Origin of the sequence: Alteromonas sp. MB-3u-76 (assembly GCF_002831605.1) — a bacterium.
In the GTDB taxonomy this organism is placed as follows: Bacteria; Pseudomonadota; Gammaproteobacteria; order Enterobacterales; family Alteromonadaceae; genus Alteromonas; species Alteromonas hispanica.
In genome coordinates, this window is record NZ_CP025115.1 from 3,224,730 (window position 1) to 3,250,082 (window position 25,353).

General features: G+C 44.7%; 21 protein-coding genes and 1 other RNA gene. 9 read left to right on the forward strand and 13 right to left on the reverse strand.

From position 1 onward, the window contains the following. Window positions 1-85 precede the first annotated feature (85 nt). The 5 genes from CW735_RS14350 to CW735_RS14370 all read right to left on the reverse strand — a co-directional run bounded on the left by CW735_RS14350 (window position 86) and on the right by CW735_RS14370 (window position 7,199). Entirely contained in the window at window positions 86-922 is an 837-nt protein-coding gene (locus CW735_RS14350; RefSeq protein WP_071980675.1) for a WYL domain-containing protein, read from the reverse strand. 150 nt (window positions 923-1,072) lie between these two features. Then, window positions 1,073-3,982 (reverse strand): aminomethyl-transferring glycine dehydrogenase, encoded by a 2,910-nt coding sequence (gene gcvP / locus CW735_RS14355; RefSeq protein ID WP_100972765.1) that lies wholly within the window; start codon window positions 3,980-3,982, stop codon window positions 1,073-1,075. A gap of 121 nt (window positions 3,983-4,103) precedes the next feature. Next, window positions 4,104-4,493, reverse strand: coding sequence for a glycine cleavage system protein GcvH (gcvH, locus tag CW735_RS14360; protein WP_071980330.1), 390 nt, complete (start codon window positions 4,491-4,493; stop codon window positions 4,104-4,106). 48 nt (window positions 4,494-4,541) lie between these two features. Continuing rightward, window positions 4,542-5,621: a glycine cleavage system aminomethyltransferase GcvT gene (gene gcvT, locus CW735_RS14365; RefSeq protein ID WP_100972766.1), complete on the reverse strand. Its 1,080-nt coding sequence runs from the start codon at window positions 5,619-5,621 to the stop codon at window positions 4,542-4,544. Between the two features lie 540 nt (window positions 5,622-6,161). Beyond that, window positions 6,162-7,199, reverse strand: coding sequence for an IS110 family transposase (locus CW735_RS14370; protein WP_100970721.1), 1,038 nt, complete (start codon window positions 7,197-7,199; stop codon window positions 6,162-6,164). A 583-nt stretch (window positions 7,200-7,782) separates the two neighbouring features. Between CW735_RS14370 and CW735_RS19605 the strand changes: the two genes are divergently transcribed. Further along, window positions 7,783-8,118, forward strand: a complete 336-nt coding sequence (locus CW735_RS19605; protein ID WP_198521021.1) for a hypothetical protein — start codon at window positions 7,783-7,785, stop codon at window positions 8,116-8,118. Window positions 8,119-8,156: 38 nt separating this feature from the next. Here the strand turns inward: CW735_RS19605 and CW735_RS14385 are convergent, their stop codons facing one another. Further along, window positions 8,157-8,600 carry a DUF4168 domain-containing protein gene (locus CW735_RS14385; RefSeq protein WP_071980332.1) on the reverse strand — a complete coding sequence of 148 codons (444 nt, stop codon included), beginning with the start codon at window positions 8,598-8,600 and terminating at the stop codon, window positions 8,157-8,159. Window positions 8,601-8,820: 220 nt separating this feature from the next. Further along, window positions 8,821-9,999 carry an N-acetylglucosamine-6-phosphate deacetylase gene (gene nagA / locus CW735_RS14390; RefSeq protein WP_071980333.1) on the reverse strand — a complete coding sequence of 393 codons (1,179 nt, stop codon included), beginning with the start codon at window positions 9,997-9,999 and terminating at the stop codon, window positions 8,821-8,823. Between the two features lie 245 nt (window positions 10,000-10,244). Between nagA and CW735_RS14395 the strand changes: the two genes are divergently transcribed. Further along, complete coding sequence (locus CW735_RS14395; RefSeq protein WP_071980334.1) at window positions 10,245-11,096, forward strand: LysR family transcriptional regulator; 852 nt, start codon at window positions 10,245-10,247, stop codon at window positions 11,094-11,096. Between the two features lie 12 nt (window positions 11,097-11,108). Here CW735_RS14395 and CW735_RS14400 read toward each other — a convergent pair whose 3' ends face one another. From CW735_RS14400 to CW735_RS14420, 5 genes are all read right to left on the reverse strand, one after another. Continuing rightward, entirely contained in the window at window positions 11,109-12,407 is a 1,299-nt protein-coding gene (locus CW735_RS14400; protein ID WP_071980335.1) for a M24 family metallopeptidase, read from the reverse strand. 70 nt (window positions 12,408-12,477) lie between these two features. Then, on the reverse strand, window positions 12,478-13,650 hold the full coding sequence (locus CW735_RS14405; RefSeq protein WP_100972767.1) for an FAD-dependent monooxygenase: 1,173 nt from the start codon (window positions 13,648-13,650) through the stop codon (window positions 12,478-12,480). Between the two features lie 66 nt (window positions 13,651-13,716). Continuing rightward, window positions 13,717-14,997 carry an FAD-dependent monooxygenase gene (locus tag CW735_RS14410; RefSeq protein WP_071980337.1) on the reverse strand — a complete coding sequence of 427 codons (1,281 nt, stop codon included), beginning with the start codon at window positions 14,995-14,997 and terminating at the stop codon, window positions 13,717-13,719. A gap of 149 nt (window positions 14,998-15,146) precedes the next feature. Continuing rightward, complete coding sequence (pepP, locus tag CW735_RS14415) at window positions 15,147-16,460, reverse strand: Xaa-Pro aminopeptidase (protein WP_071980338.1); 1,314 nt, start codon at window positions 16,458-16,460, stop codon at window positions 15,147-15,149. A gap of 33 nt (window positions 16,461-16,493) precedes the next feature. Beyond that, window positions 16,494-17,060 carry a UPF0149 family protein gene (locus CW735_RS14420; RefSeq protein WP_071980339.1) on the reverse strand — a complete coding sequence of 189 codons (567 nt, stop codon included), beginning with the start codon at window positions 17,058-17,060 and terminating at the stop codon, window positions 16,494-16,496. 651 nt (window positions 17,061-17,711) lie between these two features. Between CW735_RS14420 and ssrS the strand changes: the two genes are divergently transcribed. From ssrS to serA, 7 genes are all read left to right on the forward strand, one after another. Next, window positions 17,712-17,894: non-coding RNA, 6S RNA (ssrS, locus tag CW735_RS14425), on the forward strand. Window positions 17,895-17,915: 21 nt separating this feature from the next. Beyond that, window positions 17,916-18,812: a ribokinase gene (locus tag CW735_RS14430; protein ID WP_071980340.1), complete on the forward strand. Its 897-nt coding sequence runs from the start codon at window positions 17,916-17,918 to the stop codon at window positions 18,810-18,812. An 18-nt stretch (window positions 18,813-18,830) separates the two neighbouring features. Then, window positions 18,831-19,772 (forward strand): nucleoside hydrolase, encoded by a 942-nt coding sequence (locus CW735_RS14435; RefSeq protein WP_100972768.1) that lies wholly within the window; start codon window positions 18,831-18,833, stop codon window positions 19,770-19,772. Between the two features lie 100 nt (window positions 19,773-19,872). Further along, complete coding sequence (locus tag CW735_RS14440; protein WP_100972769.1) at window positions 19,873-21,492, forward strand: ATP-binding protein; 1,620 nt, start codon at window positions 19,873-19,875, stop codon at window positions 21,490-21,492. 6 nt (window positions 21,493-21,498) lie between these two features. Beyond that, window positions 21,499-22,158, forward strand: coding sequence for a 5-formyltetrahydrofolate cyclo-ligase (locus CW735_RS14445; protein ID WP_100972770.1), 660 nt, complete (start codon window positions 21,499-21,501; stop codon window positions 22,156-22,158). A gap of 160 nt (window positions 22,159-22,318) precedes the next feature. Then, on the forward strand, window positions 22,319-22,975 hold the full coding sequence (gene rpiA, locus CW735_RS14450; RefSeq protein WP_071980344.1) for a ribose-5-phosphate isomerase RpiA: 657 nt from the start codon (window positions 22,319-22,321) through the stop codon (window positions 22,973-22,975). A gap of 252 nt (window positions 22,976-23,227) precedes the next feature. Next, window positions 23,228-24,457, forward strand: a complete 1,230-nt coding sequence (gene serA, locus CW735_RS14455) for a phosphoglycerate dehydrogenase (RefSeq protein WP_071980345.1) — start codon at window positions 23,228-23,230, stop codon at window positions 24,455-24,457. Between the two features lie 92 nt (window positions 24,458-24,549). On the opposite strand, the gene CW735_RS14460 is transcribed toward serA, so the two are convergent. Beyond that, window positions 24,550-25,293 (reverse strand): DUF481 domain-containing protein, encoded by a 744-nt coding sequence (locus CW735_RS14460; protein ID WP_100972771.1) that lies wholly within the window; start codon window positions 25,291-25,293, stop codon window positions 24,550-24,552. Window positions 25,294-25,353 lie beyond the last annotated feature (60 nt).

Here is a 25,353-nt window from a genome sequence, read left to right on the forward strand (position 1 = left end):
GTACATTTCCATATTTCTACCTCATCTACAATAAGGTAAATAAAACCAGTAAATTAAGTTTACCGATTGTGTGCGCTTACATCGGCTAGTTACCGAATAGCCATTCTTTTACGTCGCTTTCGTTTACCAGTACAAGCTGCTGCTGTTGAGGTGTTTTCGCTAGAAACTCGGTTCTTACGCGCATTTCTTGAATCAAGTATTGGGCTAATGCGGGCTTTGTCTTGATCAGTAATTCACCGTTCTTCATCTGATAGTCTTGCTCAATAACAGCGCTTTGCGCTTTTGAGAACCTTGGATCGGGTTGTATTCGCAAAACGATTTCTGTATTCCAACCTGGATCATCTTTTTCAAAAAATGTGGCGTGATCCATTAACAACGGTGTGCCGCGGAAACGGCTTAACACAAAATCACGAAATTCAGAGCGATACTCACAATACCCTCTCAAGTGCCAACGCAAACCAGTTTTAACGAGAGAATGAGGCTGAATTACTCGATCTTCAAACGACGACGTGTTCAGTGACAAGTATTCAACGTCAACGCGCTTCCGTTGTTTAATTGCACCTATGAGCCCTCGCATTACCTGGGGGCTTACTCGCCTTGAAGGGATCTTCAATTCAGTCGATATTGAAGATTGATTTGAGTTACTCGTTTTAGCGCGATAGCCGTTTAACCAATCTAAATACTCGGCAACATCAGTAGATATAAATTGGGCGTTGAATTCAGTCTGTGTTTGATGCGCTTTCACACTAAGGTTGTAGATTAGCTGTGAGGGATAAAGGGAATTGTAAGCTGATAAATATTTCTTGGCCTGTGTAGCACTTATAAGAAATGCATCAATAAGATCTTTACTATTTACTTTTCCTTGCCAATACGCAAGCAGTTCAATTAGCCAAAAATACTTCGATTCCGCTTTGTCTTCCATGATAGTGATCAGTCAAAAATTGCCATCCTTGCTTTATACGCTAACATTAATTTGCAACTTTGGTTACTTTTTTGAAAAAAAAGCGAACCAACCAGTTCGCCTTATAATTCAAATTAGTGTTAGCAGCTGAGCTACAAGGACTACACCAACCTACCCCTCAATATAACTCTCTATACTTGGGCAAGAACAAATTAAGTTCCGGTCGCCATAAACGTCATCAATACGGTTAACCGTTGGCCAGAATTTGTTTCTGTGTACTTCTGGTGCTGGGTACGCCGCTAGCATGCGGTCGTAGCTGCGGTTCCAGTTGCTGTCACAGATGTCTGCTAGCGTGTGCGGTGCATTGTGCAGTGGGTTGTCTGTTGCATCCCACTCGCCGCTTTCCACTTTCGCTATTTCTTGGCGAATGCTTATCATGGCGTTAATGAAACGGTCTAGCTCGTACTTCGCTTCAGACTCTGTTGGCTCTACCATTAATGTGCCCGCCACTGGGAAGCTCATTGTGGGTGAGTGGAAACCGTAGTCGTTTAAGCGCTTAGCAATGTCTAGCTCGGTTACGCCACTGGCTTCTTTTAATGGGCGAAGGTCGATAATACATTCGTGGGCTACACGGTCGTTGTTGCCTTTGTAAAGTATTTCAAAGTGCCCCTCTAGCTTCTTAGCCACGTAGTTCGCGTTAAGAATGGCCACTTCCGTTGCACGGCGTAAGCCTTCGCTACCCATCATTTTGATGTACATGTAGCTGATAGGCAAAATAGACGCACTTCCCCATGGCGCACCGCTTACCGCGCCGCAGTTTTTACCCGCAGTTTCTACATTAATCACGGTGTGATTTGGTAAAAACGGTGCAAGGTGCGATTTTACGCCAATTGGCCCCATACCTGGGCCGCCGCCACCGTGTGGAATGCAGAATGTTTTGTGCAAGTTAAGGTGCGATACGTCTGAGCCAATAAAGCCTGGTGACGTAATACCCACCTGCGCGTTCATGTTCGCGCCGTCCATGTAAACCTGGCCGCCGTGCTCATGAACGATGTCGCATATTTCTTTCACCGTTTCTTCGTAAACACCGTGAGTAGATGGGTACGTGATCATTGCGCATGATAGGTTGTCGCCCACTTCTTCCGCTTTTTTGCGAAGGTCGTTAAGGTCTACGTTACCATTTGAATCACAGGCTACTACCACTACTTTTAGGCTAACCATTTGCGCCGAAGCTGGGTTAGTGCCGTGAGCAGAACTTGGTATTAGACATACGTTTCTGTGGCTGTCGCCGCGGCTTTCATGGTAGCGCTGAATAGCTAATAAGCCAGCATACTCACCTTGTGCGCCTGAGTTAGGTTGCATAGAAAGTGCGTCGTAACCCGTTACATCAATTAGCCACTCGGCTAATTCTGCAATCATTTCTTGATAGCCTACGGCTTGATCAAGTGGCGCGAACGGGTGCAATTGCCCAAATTCAGCCCAGGTTACGGGTATCATTTCTGCCGTCGCGTTTAGCTTCATGGTGCAAGAGCCCAATGAAATCATTGAATGGTTTAATGCCAAATCTTTGTTTTCAAGGCTTTTGATATAACGCAGCATTTCAGTTTCAGAGTGATACTTGTTGAACACTTCGTGAGTCAAAATGTCGCTAGTACGTACTAACTCTTCTGGAATAGATTTAACGGCTTGTGTCGTTACTTCTGCGTCTAGGTCTTCAACACTTAGTCCGTGATCATCACCTAGAATAACGTTGAATAACGCAAGAATGTCTTCGCGAGTCGTGGTTTCATCTAGCGATACGCCTACTGCACCGTCTAAATCTGAACGTAAGTTCATGCCATTGGCATAGGCTTTTGCAAGTACGTCTTCTTTGTTTTCAACCATTACAGTGAGTGTGTCGAAGTACGTGCTGTGCTTAAGGGCTACGCCTTTGCTAGCGCCTTTTTGTGTTAGGCCAGTAGCAAGAATGTCAGCAAAACGGTGAATACGCTCGGCGATGGTTTTTAAGCCCTGCGGGCCGTGATATACGGCGTAAAAGCTCGCCATGTTGGCAAGTAGCACTTGCGCGGTACAAATGTTCGAGTTCGCTTTTTCGCGGCGAATGTGCTGCTCGCGAGTTTGCAGTGCCATACGCAGTGCTGGGCGGTCGCGTGTATCTTTACTTACGCCAATAATACGTCCTGGCAATGAACGCTTGAAGCTTTCGCGGGTTGCAAAGAAAGCAGCGTGTGGGCCGCCATAACCCATTGGTACACCAAAGCGCTGCGCACTGCCTAATGCTACATCGGCACCCAGTTCGCCAGGCGACTTAAGCATTACTAAGCTCATTAGGTCTGCCGCTACTGCCACAATCCCTTTTTTCGCTTGTACTGCGGCAATAATGTCAGAAATATCTTTAATTTCGCCCGTGCTGGTTGGGTATTGTAAAAGCGCACCGAACACGTCGTGCTCTGCGGCTTCTTCTGCAGGGCCAGTAACAATTTCAAAACCAAACATCTCGGCGCGAGTTTTTACTACATCTAGTGTTTGTGGGTGCACATCGTCAGACACAAAAAAGATGTTTGCTTTTTTGTTTTTCGAAACTCGCTTGGCAAGGCCCATAGCCTCGGCTGCCGCGGTGCTCTCATCTAGCAATGAAGCAGATGCCAGCTCAAGACCGGTTAAATCGATGGTCACTTGCTGGAAGTTCAAAATAGCTTCTAAACGACCTTGCGCAATCTCTGGCTGATAAGGGGTGTACGCCGTGTACCAACCTGGGTTTTCTAACACGTTACGCAAAATTACGTTCGGTACGTGGGTATCGTAGTAGCCCATTCCGATAAACGAACGGTTTATTTTATTTTTCGCCGCAACCGCTTTTAATTCACTTAATGCTTCAACTTCTGTCGCACCTTCGCCGCATTTTAACGGTTCTGGTAGCGCAATACCTGCCGGTACGGTTTGCTCAATTAAATCATCTAATGAGCTAGCACCAATGGCAGACAGCATTTCTTCAATTTCGCCTTTACCCGGGCCAATATGACGGCGGATAAACGTATCTTTTTGCTCTAATTGAGCCAATGTAGGAGAAGTATTCGACATAACGTTGTTAAGCACTCTTAATGGTTGCCGCAAGGGCGTCGTTAAATCTAAAAGTTAAAAAGGGGCTGAATAATATTCATGCCCCTTTTTCAACTGTGTATCTTTCTAGTAGCGTAACGAATTACTCTTCGTCAATGCTGTTTTCATAGCCTTCTGCGTCAAGCAAGCCTTCTACCTCTGCAGGGTCTTCCGCTTTAATCTTGAACATCCAGCCTTCGCCGTATGGGTCAGAGTTTACTAGCTCTGGCGAGTCTTCTAGGTCTTCGTTGATTTCGATTACTTCACCAGTGATTGGCGTGTAAACGTCAGAAGCCGCTTTAACCGACTCAGCAACACACACGTCGTCGCCAGTAGTTACCGCGTCACCTACGTCTGGTAGTTCAACGAAAACCATATCGCCAAGTAAACCTTGTGCGTGTTCAGAAATACCTACAGTAAAAACACCGTCGCCTTCAGAGCGAACCCATTCGTGGGTGGCGGCATAACGTAAATCAGTTGGGATGTTGCTCATAATCGTTCCTGTTAATCTTTGTCAATTTTGTAAACTTGAGACGTAAACTTATAAAACACTTTTTCCATTGCGAACAAAGGAGGGCTTAACCACTTTTACTGTAACCCACTTTTTGCGCATTTCCACTTCTACTGTGTCACCCACATTACTAGGTACTCGTGCCATGGCAATAGAATGGCCTAATGTGGGTGAAAACGTACCTGAAGTGATAACCCCTTCGCCGCTTTCTGTTTTTACTTTTAGGCCGTGGCGCAGTACGCCTTTTTCAGTCATTACCAAGCCAACTAGCTTGTCGGTACCCGACTCACGCTGCGCTTCAAGCGCTTTTCTGCCAACAAAGTCTCTGTCTGCTGGCTCCCAAGTAATTGTCCAACCCATGTTAGCCGCCAGTGGCGATATAGTTTCATCCATATCTTGGCCGTAAAGGTTCATACCTGCTTCTAAGCGCAATGTATCTCGTGCGCCTAGACCGCACGGCTTAACGCCTGCGTCTAACAAGCTTTGCCAGAAGCTTGCTGCTTGTGCCGTTGGCACCATAATTTCGTAGCCCGCTTCACCGGTGTAGCCTGTTGTTGCAATGAAAAGGTCTTCAGCTTGTACGCCAAAGAACGGCTTCATGCCTGCTACTGCTTCTTTTTGCGCCGCACTGAAAAGCGTTCCCGCTTTTTCTTTTGCATTGGGGCCTTGTACTGCAATCATTGCGAACTCAGAACGCTCGGTAATGGTTACCTCAAAACCTTCGGCTTTGCTCATTAGCCAATTCATGTCTTTTTCACGAGTGGCTGAATTAACCACTAAGCGGTAATTAGTTTCGTCAAAGTGATACACGATAAGGTCATCAACAACCCCACCCTCTTCGTTCAACATACCGCTGTAAAGGGCTTTGCCTTTATCTTTTAGCTTGGCAACGTCGTTTGCCAATAAGTATTGAAGATACGCTTTTGCCTGCGGGCCTGTAGCATCAACAATGGTCATGTGAGATACATCAAACATACCGGCGTCTTGGCGCACGGCGTGATGCTCTTCAATTTGAGAACCATAATTAATTGGCATATCCCAGCCGAAGAAGTCGACCATTTTGGCACCCGCTTCTAGGTGCTTCGCATGTAGGGCGGTGGTGTTAGACATTCCACTTTACTCTTGTTGAAAGATAGAAAACAACAATGAGTATAGTTAGGTAACAATCACGCAACAAATTGATAATTCTTATCACTACATTTGAAAACCTGATGTAAATACTAGAGAACATCAGAAAACGTTATATTCGTAAGAGGGGTTGAGAAGGGCTTAAGAAGAGCTGTAAAAGAGCTTGAGAAGAGCCTTCGAGGAGAACCTGTTTAGTAAGATTAGAGAGCGTTGATCGAGCAGGTTTGCCAATAGGGGAAAAATAGATAAGGACTAAATAAATAGCGCAAAATATCGAGTAGGGTGAGGCTTGCGCCTCATCCCTCTTATATGGACTCCCTGAAGTAATCAACATCTTTTGAAAAATTAGTAGTAGATGCGCTCTTATATACGGGCTTTAAATGGAGAGCTACTCCTGCCCTTCGATGTATACGCACCAACAGTTCAATTCTCACACACAGTGTTTAGTCACTTGAGAGGACTGGCTGAATTCTGCTGGTTGGTCTTACCATTTATTTTCGCAATTTGTTGATTTACTAACTCTTAGGCTGCTAACAGTATCGGATTGTAATCGTCATTATTCTTTATTAGAGCAACAGCGGTTCTCACCGTTTTATTTGCTAACGCGATGGCAGCAACCTTCTTTCCCCTTCGGTCAACTAACGCCTTCAGCCACTGCTCTTTCACAGTCTTAGGCTCTCTGGATACTGCTTTATTCACTACCGACATTGCTCCCTGATAGAGCAAACTTCGCAATCTTTTATCTGCACAGTTTTTAGAAATATGTCCCAATCGCTCTTTACCGCCGGTCGAATGCTGCTTCGGTGTCAAACCTATGCATGCTGATGCATCCCGGCCTGTATTGAACTCTGTCGCATTTCCCAATCGAACGGTTAACCCCAAAGCAATCAAAGGGCCTACGCCTTCGAGTTTACTTAATTTCTGGCAAACAGGATTATGCCGCGTGTGTTCTGCTATGAGCCTGTCATAACTTTCTATTTGAGTCGTATAGAGTTGTAACATTTGTGACTGCGCAGCCAAAGCCTGACGATAATTCATCGGCAAGCCGTTTTCTGCATCTTCTAAAATGTCAGGCAGCGCAGTGACTAAATGATTTAACCCCTTTGCTATCACAATCCCGAATTCCGTCAACAGTCCTCGTATCTGGTTTGCCAACGCCGTCCTTTGCTCCAACTGCAGCATTCGCACCCGCTCCAGGGCCTGAAGACCCTGTTCATCTTCCTCCATGATGCCACAAGAGTTTATATGAGGTAATTGAGCCGCAATACCGATAGCGTAGGCGTCATTTTTATCTGTTTTTTGCTTTAATTGCAGCCCTTTTACTGCGCGAGGATGAATGATTTTTACTTGATGACCATGCCGCCTCGCTAAACGCGCCCAGTAATTCGAGCCACCACAGGCTTCCATTGCCACTAACGCTGACACATGGTTTCCCAGAAGTGCTATCAATGCTTTACGACTCATTGCTTTGTTATAATCAATTTTTCCGTCACTGTTGAACTTGCAAACCTGAAAGGAATGCTTTGCAAGGTCAATTGCAATAATTGTATTCTTAATCATGTATGGACCCCTTTGGCTAATTTGACAATTAAGACCGTACCCCTTTCAGGGAAGGGAGTCCATACATCTCACAGAACCGTACGTACGGGCCTCGTATACGGCTCCTGCATACTTCATATCACTTGCTAAGTGACACAATGCTAATTTGCAATCTAGTATCGTGCGCCCTATGGACATCGTTCATTTTCTAACATTGTGGTAACTTTCATTGCAGGGTTTGGCGTTCTAGCACTGAGGCAATCTACCAAATTTGACTACAATTACTTCCCATATACGGCCTGTCTCACCAGACATCACTATTCCTAGCGCACCGATTCGACTTGTCCCGCTGATCTGGCGGCTTGTGTATCAATGATAAAAAAACTCACAACTCATCAGAGTCTTAAAGTCTGCTTCCCCCCTTCGCAATCCATTTAAGCTTTTGGCTAAAATAGATCCTATCAAACACAATGCTGATAGTCGGCTTGGTTTTACCCTCCACACCATTACTGGCTTTCATCGGCCTAGCCTTACTCACTACTACGGGTTCTATCTGGTAACCACGTTATGCCACCTCACACTCGCAACATTCTTGGATCACTCCTTGAACGATACGTCCAACCATTTGATTGGATCTAATGCCAGGCTTCCCCAGTTACTGCACTGGCTCCCTGTTAGAAATTCCACCCTCAAACACAAAACAGGACTGACTGAGTATCGGGCTTCGCGCTATTTTGCACGCTTACCCTCCTGTCTTGCCGAATCAGGTTCACTTGCGTTGTGTACCTCTAACTTCCTATGGCTTCCTTCAGACCCTGCCGTTGGCCAACAACGCCCTTGCCATTCGGATTATCTTCCCCTCAGTCAGGGTGATTCAGGTTTCTTTCAACCTGACGGGTTTGCCAGCTTCGCTGGGCAAACAAAAAACGCTGCCTATTGATGCAGCGTTTTATTGAGAATGCGTGAATACGATGCGACTCAGCTGTCGACGTTCTGAGCCTGCTTACGCGACTCTAGCTCTATGGTAAGCTTTTCAGAAATGCGGCCTCGTAACGATTCATTTTGATTAGCCGCAATGGAGATCTCACGATATTTCTGCATTGCTATGCCGTTGTCTGAAATGGCGGTTTGCATTTTTTCTCTAGCTTCTTGCTGAAGATCTTTGGCTTTAGCCTGATCGCCAGCAGCCTGAATTTCTGCCTGATACTTCTGGCCTATTAACTGAACCGTTAAATAGGCATGAACAAACTGGTCGACCTGCTTTTCAGAAATTTGCACCTGTTTTGTGGCGCCCTGCTGTTCTTGAGCCTGTACGCCTTGTGCCTTGGAGGCTTGTGTATTTGTTTCCTGTGCAATGGCTGCACCTGCACTTAGTCCTGCGGTTAAGGCGGCGGTGAGCAATGTTGTCTTAATAAGCTTCATTAAAGCTCCTTGTCATTTCATGAATGTCAATTGGCTGCGATAATTGAGTTTAACTTCGTTATTTGAAAGCCGTTCTTCTAGCCAATTGTGAACAACTTCGTTCTACCCATAACGCTTTGCATCTATTGGGTTTCACACCAGTTGAATAGTGTGGGGCAATAGTGAGAGTTAAAAGTTCAAACACATAGGGCAGTCTTTTTTATTTGTTCAGGCTTTTTGGCTAATCGTTATTGAGAATATTAACGCCCTGCTGCCACACTGATTTAAGATCAAGCTTATCGTCGAGTACTACAAAATTAGCAGCAGCCCCTGGTACTAACTGCCCAATGTTATCTAAGCTATGGGTGAAGTAAGAGGCAGTAGTGCTTGCCATTACGCTGGCACTTTTAAGCTTAATGCCTAAATCGTTAACGCAATGACGTAGTGCCGAATGCATATCTAAACAGCTGCCGGCTAATGTGCCATCGGGTGTGGTTAACTTCTCACCCGTAAGGGTGCGCGTGCGCGTAATTTTAGTATCAAAAAAGGCAACGGTGTCTTGTGTTCCGCCAACATGAGCCATGGCATCGGTTACCAGCATAATGCCTTCTTCGCCTTTTACTTTGCAGGCAAGTTCTGCCGACTTTTTGTGAAGGTGTTGATGGTCAACAATAAGCCCGCAAATAGCATCAGATAAAAATGCGGCGCCTACCATTCCTGGCTCTCTTGATGTTAGTGGCGACATAGCATTGAACAAATGGGTAAACCCAGTTGCGCCAGCATCAAGGGCTTGCTGCACCACCTCATATGGCGCATTTGAATGGCCAAGCGCAACAACCACATTATCTGAAACAAGGGTGCGTATTATCTCTGGCGACACATTTTCTGGCGCTACAGTTACAATAACTTGGCCAATATCTTTGCGCGTATACACCGCTAGCTCTTCATCTGAGATGGACCTGATATGAGCAGCCTTATGTACCCCTTTTTTCGCCACCGACAAATGCGGCCCCTCAAAATGAACGCCCTGAATAGAGGGATGATTAAGGTCTATAGCCTGCGATATAGCATCGGCGGCACTGCAAATGGTGGCAAAATCATCGGTAATAAGGGTAGGAAACAAACTCGTAGTACCAAACTGCGCATGTGCTTTGGCAATAGTATTTACACTTTCTAACGTGGGGGCATGATTAAACATAACGCCACCACCACCATTCACTTGGGTATCTACATAGCCTGGGATAACCGTTCCTTTAATATGCTCGTGGATGCCCTGTAAGTCTTTGCTCTCTAATTTTTTACTTTCTTCATCACTACTATCGACAATGTCTAAAATACTGCCGCTTTCAATAGTCATTACTTGCTTCGTCTTCCACTCGCCTTTCACTAAGATGGAATCAACGTACATCGTTTTTTTCATAATAGGTTACTTACCCTATGTAGCTTGATGATGAAATTAAGTTAAGCCTAAAACAATTCCAGCATGAGCGATATATAAAAAACCAGCATGAGCCCTATTAAATAAGAGCTGAAAAAGAGGTTCAACGACAGATACAACCTCAGACACAGCTCAGTCTTAGAAGCGACCACTTGTAATAGCGGTTTTCAATATTAACATTTATAAATATAATGTAGTTTGGTTAGGCAATTAGAAATACTTATATAATGAAACAGCTTTCGTTAGATAACTTGCGTACATTTGTAAGTGTTATTGAGCTTGGTGGGTACGCTAAAGCCGGCGACTTTCTTGGTCGCTCTCAACCAGCTATCAGCTTGCAAATTAAAAAGCTGGAGTCTCAACTCGACAGAAAGCTGTTTATTAAACTAGGCCAGCGGCATGTACCCAGTGCAGATGGAAACTGGTTGTATGCCAAAGCAAAAGAATTGCTTGAACTGAACGACAGTATATTTCGAAGCTTAACCCCTGCCCCATTAAGCGGGCGATTGCGTTTAGGCATTCCCAATGAGTTCGCCTCTACCCTGTTGCCAGGGTTAATTGGTGAATTTTCAAAGCGCTACCCAGATGTGTCTTTAGAAGTCACGTCCTCACTCAGCCGCGACTTACTGCATCCTAGCCAGCGCGATCACTTCGATCTTATTTTGGCCTTGGTGAACCCCGATGAAGACACCGAAGGCGAAGTGGTGTTAGAAGATGATGTGGTGTGGGTGGGAGATAGTTCCCATCCGCTTGTAGGTAGCACTATTCCCCTTGTACTGGCCCCAGATGGCTGTATGTATAGAAGCCGAGTAATAGAGCAACTTAAACAGCAAACATTTGCATGGAAAATTACCTATACCAATGCTGATTTAGGCGGTATAACCGCAGCTATTCAACAAGGGCTAGGCGTTACCGCATTGGCAAAATCGAGCTTACCTGCAAACCTAATGCTTCTTAATCACCCTCACCTACCTAAGCTGGGGAAAGTGAAAATTTGCTTGTTTAACCAAGACACCCAGCATCCTGTTATTAGTAAAACCTTGGCGGAATTTTTCACTACTCGGCTTAAAAATAACTAACGGGTGAAAGTGCTATACCATAGGCACTAAGCGACCTAGCGGTTCTTCTATCGATACAGGTGGCTCAGTAAAGTATCGTGGGCCTTTGTCTGTCATATACAAACAATCTTCCAAACGCACACCAAACTCACCGGGTATGTATAAGCCAGGCTCGTTAGAAAAACACATACCCTTTTTAAGCGGTGCTGTTTCGCCGCGCACAAAGTTCACGCTTTCGTGACCTTCCATGCCAATGCCATGCCCAGTGCGGTGACTTAGCCCAGGTAATGCGTAGTCTTTGTCGTAACCTTGAGTAACGTAGTAAGCTCGCACGGCATCATCAACCTTACCGGCAGGTGTGCCCACTTTGGCTGCGTTGAACGCTACATTTTGCCCTTCTCGCACCGTATTCCATACGTCTGTCACTTTTTGTGATGGCTTACCGAATACAAGCGTACGACTGATATCGCTTTGATAGCCATGCACACTACAGCCGCTATCAAGTAATACCACTGAGCCTTGTTGAATAACTTGTTTTGCATTGGTTCCGTGAGGATAAGCGCTAGCGTCATTAAACAGAGCCAAGCACCATGTATTGCTGCCACCTAAATTCTGCTGAGCTTGGTGCATAAGTGCTTTTACATCTGCTTGTGTCATGCCTTCTTTTAAATGGCTAAAAACCACATTATAAGCCGCTAACGTTATTTCGTTTGCTTTGTGCATCAAGGTTAATTCAGCTGCGGTTTTATACATTCGGCAGCCACGAGTTATAGGCTCGGCAGGCACAATATCTATGTTGGGCATAGCGCTACCCACACCGTTCACTACAAAGTAGCGAACACTGCTTTCAACACCCAGCTTGCCGCTGGTAATGCCTCTTGATTTTAGGATATCAGCAACGACATCAAAGGGGCTTTCATGCTCTTGCCATACGCGAACGTCATCGCCCACTTTGAGAGACTCTAATACGCTTGGCTTTTCAAAAAATGGCGTAACAACGGCAACATCCCCTTTTTGAGGAATAATAAGCGCCGTTAGGCGTTCGCTACGCCACCACTGAATACCAGAGAAGTAATCCATTGCCGCGCCAGGCTCAATGAGAATGGCCGATACACCTTGTTCTTTCATCAAAGATTGCGCTTTTTCAATGCGCGCTTTTCTCTCTGAGTTTGTAATTGGCGCAACACCTTTTGTAAGAGGCTTGAGCGATGATAGCGGTTTTGCATCTTGTCTATCAGATTGAAGAATACTGTCTGAACTTGCGGCCAGAGAAAGTGCCGGCGAGAGTGCTAACCCCGCACCTGCAAATTTTAAAAAATGGCGTTTATCCATAACGTTCACCTGTCGTTTATTTTATTAATTATTGTTTTATTTATTATAGATTTTGGTTTGTTGGTTACGGCTAAAGCCCCATAGCATGACTAACAAAGGATTGCTTTATGACACTAACCTTATCTGTGGCCGCTAAGCCAATACCTCGAATCAGTTTTTTGATAGGGTCATTGCCATCAAACAACAGCTTAAACCCGTCCATAGCTGCAATCATTTTCATAGCCTCGGTTTTGCGACTACGTTCGTACGGGCGCAAGTTTTTATGAAGCCCTATATCGCTTCCTTCGCTAGACAATGTTTGCAATAACTCAGCAAGTTTTAGTGCATCTTGCATTCCCAAGTTTGCCCCCTGCCCCGCTAGAGGATGAATGGTATGGGCAGCATCTCCCACTAGGGCAATGCCGTCTTTCGCCCATTCTCTGGCGTATCTCATAGTTAATGGAAATGCAGAACGCTTGGTTTCAAGCTCTACGGGGCCAAGAATGCTGTTGCTTGCCGCTGCAAGTGCGTGGCAAAACGCGGTGTCATCCATTGCCATAAGCTCGTTGGCTTTATCAGGGCTTTGCGACCACACGATAGAGCATACGTCGGGTTCAGACATGGGTAATAACGCAAGAGGACCTGTAGGAGTGAAAGCTTGCCTCGCCACACTTTCATGGGACATTTCAGTTTTTATATTGGCTACAATGGCCGTGTGCTCATAATCTTTAAATGTAATGGGAAACCCGGCTTGCTGACGAACAAATGAGTTAGCGCCATCCGCACCAATAAGAAGCCGGCAGCTTAAAACATCGCTATTATCAAACATCACCATATTTTGATTAGGGCCAGACAATACGCGCTCTATGCTTGTCTCAAATACTTGAACGTTATCTTGTTTTTCAACGGTGTGAGCAAGTGCATTTACTAAAGCTTGATTCTCAACAATAACCCCTAGCGTGTCACTGCCCATTTCTTGGCAATGAAAGTGAATATCACCGAAGCTGTCTTTGTCCCACACGTGCATAGCCACATAGGGGTTGGCGCGGTTAGGCTGCACATGAGGCCAGACGTTTAAGTTTTGCAATGCAGTAATATTTGCCTGATTGATGGCGCTTACACGGGATGTGGCTTTATCACCTAATGCAGTAGACAACGGATGCTTATCAATAACTCCAACGGAAAGCGAGCTATCTTTGAGCGCGGCTGCGAGAGTTAAACCAACAATACCTCCGCCAACAATACCAATATCAACGTGCTGCATAAATCTCTCTTTCTGTTAGCGTGATAAAATTTAACGTCATGGTTTATTATGTCCCTGCTCTGTTTTTTACCGTGCACCTAAGCCATAGCCCGTAGTTTGTTTTACAAACTGCTTTTTAGCAAAAGGCACCATACTCAGGGCCATTAATGATACGTTTCTGCCAACTACTAGGGGAAAGTGCTGGTTTGAGAACGTGTGAACCAAGGTATCGGTTAGGGTAATGGTGGCCGCTCTGTCTTTTTTACGTTTCTTTGCATAAGTATTGAGCACGTTAAACTGTCCCGGATCGAACTCACCGTCTTTATCTATAGAGCTTTTATTTAACCGTTCGCTTTGCAAGGTGGAAATAAGCGTATAAATATCTCGAAGCCCTAAGTTAAAACCTTGTCCAGCAATAGGGTGAAGGCTTTGAGCCGCATTTCCCACTACCACTGTTCTATGAGCTGTTACCTCATCAACTAACTTTAAAGAAAGCGGATAACTTGCCTTATCACTTACACGTATAATCTTACCTTGGCGAAACCCGAAAGCGTCTTGTAGCGCGTCGACGAACGCTTTATTAGTCATAGAAAGTAGTGCTTCCGCTTTGTCAGCTTTCACTGTCCACACAACGGAAAAGCCACAGCCTGTCGACTTTTGATTATCTATATCACTGTCGAAGGGTAAAAATGCCAGTGGCCCAGACTCTGTAAAACGCTCATATGCTTTATTATTGTGAGGCTGCTGAGTGTGTACATTAAACACTATCGCCGTTTGCTCATAATCGTTTGCTGTGCGCGTAAGCCCTACTTGCTGAGCAAGAGCAGAGCGTCCACCATCGGCCAGTACAACAAGCTTTGCGCGACGAGTATCACCATTATCAAGCGCCACCTCAGTGTAATTTTGATGCTGAGTCACACTCTGCACCGTTGCCGGTGCAATATGTTCATAGTCATTACTTGATGACGCAACAAGGCGTGTTAAAGCACTTAGCGATACAACCTGCCCAAAAGAGGGAATGCGGTAGTCTTCGGCCGCTAGGTTGACTAAGCCTAAATGGCCGCGATCACTTACTTCAATGGAGTCAATGGTAGGTGGGGTTTCACCGTGATAAATGTCTGCAAGTTTTTCAAGTGGAACATTGAGCGCTTTTAGCTCATCAACGGTGCGACGAGCTAGCGCAATAACCCGAGTGTCGGTGAAAGGGTTAAAATCGAGGGCGTTGGCCTTTGAGACTTCGGCGACGCTTTGGCTAACGGGTGCCGCATCAATGAGTGCCACACTTAACCCTGCGCGTTCGGCTAAACCTTTGGCCAATACACTGCCAACAATGCCTCCCCCTACTACTGCAACATCGACACTCTTCACTATTACGCTTTCCCTTATCTTTCACGTTTGCATCGCGCTTTACATTTACATAGCACTGATCTTTTCACTGCGCTGCTCTTTAACACTGCGCTTTTCTTTTACATAACGCTGCGCTTCTGCATAGATTCAGAGCTGTTGTGAAGCTCTTTCTACGCTTTTGCCATCAACTCTTCTATTTCATCAATTTCTTTGGGCACATCGGCGGTAAGCACATCAACACCGGTGGCAGTAATAGCAACATCGTCTTCTATTCTTACGCCAATACCTTTAAAACGCGCTGGCGCGTCGGTGTCTTCGCCAATATAGATACCAGGCTCTACGGTGATAACCATCCCAGGCGCTAGCGGACGGTCTTGATCGTTTTGTTTGTAATCGCCCACATCGTGAACATCTAACCCTAAAAAGTGCCCTAGCCCGTGCATATAGTACTGTCGCCAGCTCTCGTTTTCTAAATGCTCGGCTACGCTACCTTTTAAAATACCCAGTTCTACCAAGCCTTCGGTAATAATTTCAACGCTATGCCTCATTGCTTCGGGCAAAGTTACACCTGGTGCCAGCATATCTAAAACGCTTTTTTGCGCTTTTAAGACCACATTGTAAATGGCTTTTTGTTCATCGCTAAAAACGCCGTTAACAGGAAATGTGCGCGTAATATCTGCAGCATAACCTTGGTACTCGGCGCCTGCATCGATAAGAATTAAGTCGCCATCGTTAATTTGCGCACTGTTTTCTGTGTAGTGCAATATGCAGGCATTGTGACCACTCCCAACAATAGTGCCGTAAGCAGGACTACGGGCACCTGCCATGGCAAACTCATGATGAAGTTCTGCTTCAAGTTGGTATTCATAACAATTTGGATGAGCAAACTGCATGGCACGCTTATGCGCTCTGGCAGTTATTTCAGCAGCCGCTTTCATTACCGCTACTTCGCTGGCCGATTTATACACGCGCATTTCATGAAGTGTGGGCTGCACGTCGTGAACGGCGCTAGGTGCAAGTGATGATTTTGGCGCCCCTTTCAAGGTTTTTAGTGCAGTGAACAATATTTTATCATGTTGTTCATTTGCGCCTATTGGCGCGTACAAATGATCTTGTCCCTGCATAGCCTCAAGCAACGCTTCTTCTAACTCTTGCTCTTCGAACGCTTCGTCTAAACTGAATCGAGATAACGCCGCCTCGCCACCAAGCCGCTTTCCTTGCCATATTTCGGCCTGCTTGTCTTTTGCCTGTACAACCATGCTACGGTAACGCTCACCATACCTAGGGTTGTTCGACATAATTAGCCACGCATTCGGCTCTTCAAAGCCGGTCAAATACCAAAAGTCGCTGTCTTGTCTAAAAAGGTACTCGGTGTCTCGACTTCGTGTTACCAACGAGGCCGCAGGAATAATACACACACTGTTTGGTTGGCATTGTGCTAATAGTCTGTCTTGGCGAGAAATGAACTCTTGCGCACTAATCATAAATTCGCGGCCCCTGTGATAATTATTATTTTTTTAGTGAAGTGAAGGCTTGTCTTTTTGGTCGTCTAGTAACGATTGGCCCAGCTCGCTAAAGCACAGAATTGCTGATATTTTCACATATTCTTCTACTTCAAAAAGCGCCTTTTCCGACTCTTCATCAGCTTCCATAGGTTCTTCCATTCGAGAGATATCTGAAAAGTCTTCAAGCGCTTCCTTAACATCGTCTGAACACTGAACCAAATCTTGTTGATGTAGCCCAAAACCCAACATAAAACCCTGCACCCAATTAATTAGTGCTGCGCCGCGATCGTTAATAGGCGCCTGATCCTCTGGCAGCAATAAAGACAAAGCAAATTCAGGTTCGAGCAATTGCTGGCATGTTTGATTAAACAATGTGGTTAATGTAAATACGACCGGTTCGGAAAAGTCATCGCCCTGATTAACAGTTTCGCTTAACGCTTCAAGCCATTTCTGGTCGGTAAGTGACATACCACCGCACAACATTCCACATAGAATTCCGTGTATTTCGGCGCCATCCACTATTACGCCGTGCTGTGATAATTTATTGGTAACGCTGTCGTAATCGAGCTGCTTTTCCACTGATAACTCTCTTTTATTTCGTGTTTGATTGTATTTTTGAGTTGTTGCACTCAGTACCGGACTAATAACCGGAGAAGGCACCGACAAGTAAGTTTAAGAGAAATGATGTCTTTACCTTACATAAATAACGCGCTCGCTAAGAGTGCAAGTATCGGTTAGCGCTTCTTCAATCATAGTGACCTTCATGATGTCATATTCAAGAGAGCATAGTAGCAAAATAGCATTATAAAACCCACTTTTGCCATATTGATTACTCACTGCGCAAACAGAAGTTAAAAAGCAAGGAAACGTTGAACTTCACTGGTAACGACAACACATTTCTACTACCATCTTGTTGTGGACAAGGACTTCCCCTAGCAACGGGTAAAAGCAATCAAGCATTTTAAAAGACAGAATGCTTTAAAGTGATATCACTTTTACTGTAGATCCGTTCTTGTTGATAGCGCACTACTTCTATTGATTGAGTTCTGTTTCTTGAGCTTAAAACTTATGCGTGTATACTTAGCAACCAATAGATGCTGACCATTTGGTCAAGAATAAATATTCTAGAGGCAGCTATATTCAACAATGCAACGTTTTACATCGCATTAGAGTGATCCTCTTCACTGGGATACGCGTTTGGTATACCCTGTTGCGTTAATACAATAACAATGTTTCCTGGGATGTTTGCAAGTTCATTCATGTCCCTGGCCGATGCTTTAAACCTAGGAAGTTGAAACCGTGACTATTGTGCAAGCTCGGCTCGTATCGAGACGCCTACGGTCACAGTGATTCTTCCGCCCTGAACTTTTCGGTTCACGGGCGAAAATGGACACGCGGCATTCTGGGAGACGCCCTCTTTCGACGGAAGAAGAAATGGCAATAATAAATTTTGGCTCCATAAATATCGATCACGTTTATCAGGTAGACCACTTTGTTCAGCCTGGTGAAACCATAGCCTCCACTCACTATCAAACCTTGTTAGGTGGTAAAGGAGCGAACCAGTCTATCGCCCTTGCACAAGCAGGAGCAGATGTCAGACACGTTGGCAGTATTCACGAGAATGACGCATCGTTCAAACAAGCGCTAATTAAGAAAGGCGTCGATTGTCGCGGTGTTAAATGCTCTGAAACCCCTTCAGGCCACGCCATTATACAAGTAACCCCAAGCGGTGAGAATGCCATCGTACTTTTTGGCGGCGCTAATCAAACCATTACAGCCAAAACAGTAATGGCCGCGCTAGACGATACCAAACCGTCAGATTGGGTACTTACGCAAAACGAAACCAGCAGTATTGACGAAGTCTTACGTCAGGCAAAAGAGAATAACCTTAAAGTTGCCTTTAATCCCGCCCCGATGAGTGAGTCTGTGAAGGCTCTCCCTCACGATTGTATTGACTTGCTTATTGTGAATGAAACCGAAGCTGCGGCGTTAACGGGTAAAGATGAGCTTGACGACATCGTTGCTGAATTCAAACAGCATTGGTCTCATTGTGAAGTCATTATTACGCTTGGAAAAGCCGGCGTAATGATGCTGCGCGGTGATGATGTTATTAATGTCAGCGCATTCAGCGTAGACGCCGTGGATACTACCGCCGCGGGTGACACCTTTATTGGTTACTTCTTATCAGCCTACAGCAATCATACCGACGCTAAGCAAGCGCTTAAGCGAGGGTGTGCTGCGTCTGCTATTGCCGTTACACGTGAAGGCGCAGCGCAAAGCATCCCTACGCAGAAAGAAGTCGACCGATTCTTGGCTAAACACGCCAACTAAAAATTCAGAGAGTATTTCATGGCACATAAAATAATTTTAGACACGGATCCGGGCATCGACGATGCAATGGCCATCTTTTTTGCATTTCAGTCACCCGACATCGAGCTGCTAGGTTTAACCACGGTTTACGGAAACGTTCCCGTAACAATGGCAGCGCAAAATGCGCTTACATTGTGTGAAGTAGCTGGAAAAGACGTTCCGGTAACAAAAGGCGTAGGTATGCCATGGGTTGGACCTGAATCTACCTATGCTCATTTTGTTCACGGTGAACACGGTTTTGGCCATATGAAACCAGAGCCTCCAAAAGGTGAACTGGACCCACGTAGCTCGGCTCAATTTATTGTAGATATGGCTCGCAAATATCCAGGCGAAATTACACTAGTAGCAATTGGTCCGTTGGGTAATTTAGCGCTAGCACTTCGTTTAGAACCAGAATTACCTAAATTGGTGAAAGGTGTGAGCATTATGGGCGGCGCAGCGTTTGTACCAGGTAATGTAACTCCGGTTGCTGAAGCCAACATTTGGAACGACGCTCATGCTGCAGAAATTGTTTTCGCCGCAGACTGGGAGTTGACGATGTTTGGCCTGGATGTCACTAACGACGTGCCGTTCGCACCAACGTTTGTCGACGTATTAGCAGAGAAAAACCCAACTTTGGGCGGCTTTGTGCAAGAAAGCGCACAATTCTACATGGACTTCTACTCGCAAAACCGCGAAGACAGAGTATGTTTCTTCCACGATGCGTTTCCAATTGCGCACTTGCGTCACCCTGAGCTATTTGAATTAACAGAAGGGCACGCAAGGGTTGGAACAGGCCCGCTCGACAGAGGCCAAACAGTGGTGGCTCCAAAGGGTACAACACCAAGCCCGCTTTGGAATGAGGCAAATACTATAAAAGTTGCAACTAAAGTTGACCACGGCAAGCTTGAGAAATTGTTCATAGACACCTACGCTCTTTAAAAGCTATGCTCACTAGTGGCAATTTTTTAAAGTAAGTCAGTACGGGGGAGCATTACGCTCCCCCGTTAGTATTTCATCTTGAGGTTAATACATAAGTTCTATGAAACGTGCCCCTATTCCAGAAAACGAAAAAGAACGGTTAGCTGAACTGCTCAGCTACGATGTATTAGACTCCGAAGCAGAGCAGCTTTTTGATGATTTAACCGCTCTTGCATCCCAAATCTGCGGGACACCAATTGCTTTAATCAGTTTGGTAGACCCAGACCGTCAATGGTTTAAATCTCGGGTTGGACTAGACGCAAAAGAAACATCACGCGATATAGCGTTTTGTTCTCACGCAATTTTACAAAAAGAAATTTTTGAGGTTCCTGATGCCACGAAAGACGATCGCTTTCGCGATAACCCATTAGTAACAGGCTCTCCAGATATTCGTTTTTATGCCGGAACCCCGCTCACCACGCCTTCAGGCTATGCTATTGGTACATTATGCGCCATCGATAAAAAACCTAACAAGCTAACCGATGAGCAAAGAACCGCACTGAAAACTTTAGGGCAGTCTGTGGTAGCGCACTTAGAACTAAAGCGTAAAAACAGAGAGTTAGAGCGTACAAGTCAGTTTAAATCGGACTTTCTTTCTTATATCAGCCATGAAATTCGCACGCCGTTAAACGCAATTAACACTTTTAGTAATTTGCTTGAAAGTGAGGCTCGCAAACTCGAATTACCTACTCAGTTCACTTCATCGCTTTCGCACATAAGCAAAAGCGGAGAGCGTTTACTTGAAATAGTAAACTCTGTGCTAGATATCAAACAGATAGAAGCGGGTAAAATGCGCGTTATGCCAAGGGCGGTGAATACCAAAGACTTCTTTACTCATTTGTTTTCGGTTTCGCGGGTGCGCGCAGAGCAAAGTGATATCACCTTCAGCGCTACAATAGACTCTACTGTGCCAGCTTCAATTCAACTAGATGACACAAAGTTCGGGCAAATTGCGCTCAATATCTTGTCGAATGCGATTAAATTCACTCAGAAAAATTGCGCTGTGACTTGTTCGGTAAAGTACAAAAAAGGGGCGTTGATTTTTATCGTGACCGATGAAGGCATTGGAATAAGCGACGAAGATCAAGGGCGTCTTTTCACTCGCTTTGAGCGCATGGACAACGCGCAGACCATTCCCGGTTCGGGGTTAGGGCTTAGCATATCCAAACAACTTGTCGAGCTGATGAACGGTACATTAAAACTTACCAGTAAATTGCACGAAGGCACTCGAGTTAGCATATCTATTCCATGCTCTCAAACAGAGTCAACGTCATCGGTTAAAGCCTCTCCCCAAAGCGCAGCGGCGCAGCTGACGGTAAGTAAACCCGTAAACGTTCTTATTGTGGAAGACCACCAAATTAACCAAGCGGTTATTGTGGCTTTGTTCGAAAAGTTGGAGCTTGGCTTTAGCGTTGTGGCTACTGCGGAGGAAGGTATAGAATTTATCTCGTCCAATAAGGTAGATCTTATTTTAATGGACTTAAACTTACCCGGTATCCAGGGCGACCAAGCCTCTGCATTAATTAAGAAAGACCACCCCAACCTTCCCATTATCGCATTAACAGCTGATGTCATTACCGGGGCAAAAGAGCTTAAAGAAAGAGGTTTAGACGATGTGCTTACTAAACCAATTAATGCGGCGGCGTTGGTAAAAATATTAAACCATTATCTAGGCGACTAATAAGCTATGCCTAGCCCCGTTACATCGAGTCATCAGCAACTAGAGAACCCAATCAATTTGCGCAATGATTTACGTAAAAATTTGCGCCATCAATTGCGCACTGTAAGAAACTCTATCTCTTTTGAGCAGCACGCTGAATCTGCCTTTCTAGTGAAAAAACAACTTAATTCATTAGCTTGTATATCAAATGCATCATCTATCGCCGCATACTTGGTAAACGATGGCGAACTAGACTTAAGTAAGTTTATACAACAGAAGTGGGAATCAAAACCATCTCCCACATTTTCAATACCTGTTTTACACCCCGTTTGTAAAGGCCACCTGCTATTTCTGCAGTATGCTAAAAGTACACCCTTGGTAAAAAATAAGTACCGGATAGACGAGCCCGAATTAGCTTGCCAGAACGTTATTCCAACCCACGCGTTAGATATTATATTAATGCCTTTAGTGGGTTTTGATAACAAAGGCAACCGACTAGGTATGGGAGGAGGCTATTATGATCGAACGCTAGCCTTTACCCGCTCCAGCGATCAAAAACCACTGCTTATTGGCATTGCGCACGATGAGCAAGAGGTAGACACTCTGCCCTTCGCCTCTTGGGATATACCGGTTGACGCTATCGTTACGCCTACCAGAATACTGACTTTTTCTTCTCTTATAGCCTAGGGCGTGTTTTAGGTTTTCTCATAGCATGAGAAGCTTAAATTTACATGCTTCTGCTTCTTATCTTTGTTCATAAACCGACGCTTGTCTTTTTAGAGACTGTATTAGTGGGTAATAAACGATATATCGGTTACACTTTACTCAACCGAAAAGGAGACTAATTATGGATCAAAACGCAAAAAAACAGGCAGTAGCAAAAGCCGCCATTGAGTATGTTGAGCGAGACAGTATTGTTGGTGTAGGAACTGGCTCAACCGTTAATTTCTTTATTGAAGAATTAGGTAAAATTAAAAACGATATAGAGGGAGCTGTATCAAGCTCAGAGGCCTCTACTGCCAAGCTTGAGGCATTGGGTATTGAAGTTTTTGAACTCAACGATGTAAGTAATTTATCCGTTTACATAGACGGTGCGGATGAAGTTACTGAACACAAGCACATGATTAAAGGCGGCGGTGCAGCTCTTACTCGCGAGAAAATTGTCGCAGGCGTAGCGAAAACCTTCGTATGTATTGTGGACGACAGTAAGCGCGTTCCTGTTTTAGGAAACTTTCCTCTGCCAGTTGAAGTGATTCCTATGGCTCGCTCGTTTGTAGCAAGGGAGCTAGTAAAACTTGGTGGAGATCCTGAGTACCGTCAAGGTGTTGTTACCGACAACGGCAACGTTATTTTAGATGTTCACAACCTAGAAATTCTAAACCCAAGAGAATTAGAGCAAAAAATCAATAATATTCCTGGTGTTGTAACTAACGGTATTTTTGCTCTGCGTGGTGCGGATATCGTGTTGTCAGCAACAGAAGATGGCGTCAAAACCTTTAAGTAAAATACTACTTTTAACTGAACGCATTTTCTGTTAACTTCCATTTAGACGTCTAGATGGCTTTTAAATATAGCAATAGCCGCTTTAAGCGGCTTTTCGAAAGTAAAAGCAGCAGCAAGTTACAGCGGTAATCGACTTAAACAAACATATAGCGACTCAACAGGCCGCTAATATGTTTTAACCAGTCACTTTACTGATCTATGGGTCTTTATTGTATTTTCGAACCGAAACACAACAGCGAGAGATAGCGAGTTCATGAGTAAAGTTTCACTTGAGAAGGACAAAATCCGGATTTTATTGTTAGAGGGTGTTCACCAGAGCGCGCTAGAAACGTTAAAAAGCAACGGTTATACAAACATTGAGTATCTGAAGACATCGCTTCCTGAAGATGAACTGATTGAAAAAATAAAAGATGCTCACTTCGTTGGACTTCGTTCTCGTACTCAAATTACTGAGAAAGTGGTAGATGCCGCCAAAAAGCTCGTGGCTATAGGCTGTTTTTGTATTGGAACCAATCAAGTCGATTTGAGCGCTACTCAACGCCGCGGAATTCCCGTTTTTAACGCTCCTTTTTCAAATACTCGCTCAGTAGCAGAGCTAGTACTTGGCCAAATTATTCTGTTACTTCGTCAAGTGCCTAGCAAGAATGCAAAAGCACACCGCGGTGAATGGGAAAAAACAGCAGCAGGCTCTTATGAAGCGAGAGGCAAAACCTTAGGTATCATTGGTTATGGCCACATTGGTACACAGCTAAGTATACTTGCTGAGCACTTGGGTATGCGCGTTCAATTTTTTGATATTGAAGATAAGCTTGTATTGGGTAACTCGGCGCAAGTGAAGTCGCTAGAAAAGCTTTTGAACACCGCTGACGTCGTTACCCTTCATGTACCAGAGACTCCGCAAACTCAGAATATGATAGGCGAAAAGGAACTCTCTCAAATGAAGCCGGGCAGTATTCTTATCAACGCCTCACGAGGCACGGTAGTAGACATTGATGCCCTTGCCGGCGCGCTTAAAAGCGGTCATCTAAATGGGGCTGCTATCGACGTATTCCCCGTTGAGCCAAAATCTAATACCGAAGAGTTTCAGTCTCCTTTGCGAGAGTTTGATAACGTTATTCTTACCCCACACGTTGGAGGAAGTACGCAAGAAGCTCAAGAAAACATTGGTATTGAAGTGGCTGGAAAGTTAGCAAAATACAGCGATAACGGCTCTACGCTATCTGCGGTTAACTTCCCAGAGGTGTCGCTGCCAGAGCATACAGAACGTTCTCGCTTGCTTCATATTCATAAAAATCAGCCAGGTGTACTTACTCAAATTAACCGGGCGTTCGCTGAAAAAGGCATTAACATTGAAGCACAATACCTTCAAACCAATGCGGATATTGGGTATGTAGTGGTTGACGTGAAAGAAGACAGGGGCTACGAAGCACTGGCAGAACTACAGCAAATTGACGGGACTATTAAAACTCGTATTTTGCACTAAAACAAAGATTTACGAGCACTTTAAACAAAAACGCTGCCTTGATGATTATCATCTTGGCAGCGTTTTTTTACGTCTTTAGAAACTGAAAGTGTTTAGAAGAAGTTGTACACCAAGCTTACCGCAGTTTCTGTATCTAGGTTATCTCGGTTTGCTGCTACGTCTGAGTTATGATCCATCTTGAAAGACAAGCGCATTGAAAGGTTACCCGTAATAACGGCAGTAAGTGCAGATTCGGCACGAGATTTGGTGTTCTCAGAACCTACTTCCGTACTTAGCGTTTGGGTAAACTTAGATGTATCTGAAATTAACCACGTGTATGCCGTTGAAGCACGAACAATCACACTGTCTTGCTCTTCACCTGCTTGTGTTTCTACAAACGAGTAACCAGGACCAATTGAATACTCTAACGTATGCTTTTCGTTTTGCAGTACTTTTTGGTTCCAACCTAGTGCCAATGTGGCCTGGTAGTTAAAGTTGCTCAAGCGGTCATCTTCGTAGGAAGCAAAGCCGAATAAACGATTATCAGGGTTATCTAACTTATAGTTACCCTGAGCTGAAGCGAAAAACTTCTGCGCAGAAGTAAATTCAACGTCTTCACCATCTTCACCTTCTACGGTTTCTTCTTTATAAAGGCCTTCAATAAGGTAATCATTACTCCACATTTCAAGCTCTTGGTGAGCAGTAATGCCAGCATTAATTGAGGTGGTTTCAGTGTTACCGGTAGTTGAAATAAATCCTAACTCTCCTTCCATAGTGAAAGGCTTAGGCTTATCTTGCGCAAAAGCGTTTGGAGCAAAAGAGAGTGCTATTATCGATACCAGAACTTGCTTATTCATTGAACATTCCTATTTGATGTTTTTTCCATTTATTGTGCTGCGGTCACGGCTTGAAGATGC

Excerpts from the sequence above, each read along its gene's own strand:
- CW735_RS14350 (WP_071980675.1), bottom strand. The coding sequence starts at position 922 with ATGGAAGACAAAGCGGAATCGAAGTATTTTTGGCTAATTGAACTGCTT.
- gcvP (WP_100972765.1), bottom strand. The coding sequence starts at position 3,982 with ATGTCGAATACTTCTCCTACATTGGCTCAATTAGAGCAAAAAGATACG.
- gcvH (WP_071980330.1), bottom strand. The coding sequence starts at position 4,493 with ATGAGCAACATCCCAACTGATTTACGTTATGCCGCCACCCACGAATGG.
- gcvT (WP_100972766.1), bottom strand. The coding sequence starts at position 5,621 with ATGTCTAACACCACCGCCCTACATGCGAAGCACCTAGAAGCGGGTGCC.
- CW735_RS14370 (WP_100970721.1), bottom strand. The coding sequence starts at position 7,199 with ATGATTAAGAATACAATTATTGCAATTGACCTTGCAAAGCATTCCTTT.
- CW735_RS14385 (WP_071980332.1), bottom strand. The coding sequence starts at position 8,600 with ATGAAGCTTATTAAGACAACATTGCTCACCGCCGCCTTAACCGCAGGA.
- nagA (WP_071980333.1), bottom strand. The coding sequence starts at position 9,999 with ATGAAAAAAACGATGTACGTTGATTCCATCTTAGTGAAAGGCGAGTGG.
- CW735_RS14395 (WP_071980334.1), top strand. The coding sequence starts at position 10,245 with ATGAAACAGCTTTCGTTAGATAACTTGCGTACATTTGTAAGTGTTATT.
- CW735_RS14400 (WP_071980335.1), bottom strand. The coding sequence starts at position 12,407 with ATGGATAAACGCCATTTTTTAAAATTTGCAGGTGCGGGGTTAGCACTC.
- CW735_RS14405 (WP_100972767.1), bottom strand. The coding sequence starts at position 13,650 with ATGCAGCACGTTGATATTGGTATTGTTGGCGGAGGTATTGTTGGTTTA.
- pepP (WP_071980338.1), bottom strand. The coding sequence starts at position 16,460 with ATGATTAGTGCGCAAGAGTTCATTTCTCGCCAAGACAGACTATTAGCA.
- CW735_RS14430 (WP_071980340.1), top strand. The coding sequence starts at position 17,916 with ATGGCAATAATAAATTTTGGCTCCATAAATATCGATCACGTTTATCAG.
- CW735_RS14435 (WP_100972768.1), top strand. The coding sequence starts at position 18,831 with ATGGCACATAAAATAATTTTAGACACGGATCCGGGCATCGACGATGCA.
- CW735_RS14440 (WP_100972769.1), top strand. The coding sequence starts at position 19,873 with ATGAAACGTGCCCCTATTCCAGAAAACGAAAAAGAACGGTTAGCTGAA.
- CW735_RS14445 (WP_100972770.1), top strand. The coding sequence starts at position 21,499 with ATGCCTAGCCCCGTTACATCGAGTCATCAGCAACTAGAGAACCCAATC.
- rpiA (WP_071980344.1), top strand. The coding sequence starts at position 22,319 with ATGGATCAAAACGCAAAAAAACAGGCAGTAGCAAAAGCCGCCATTGAG.
- serA (WP_071980345.1), top strand. The coding sequence starts at position 23,228 with ATGAGTAAAGTTTCACTTGAGAAGGACAAAATCCGGATTTTATTGTTA.
- CW735_RS14460 (WP_100972771.1), bottom strand. The coding sequence starts at position 25,293 with ATGAATAAGCAAGTTCTGGTATCGATAATAGCACTCTCTTTTGCTCCA.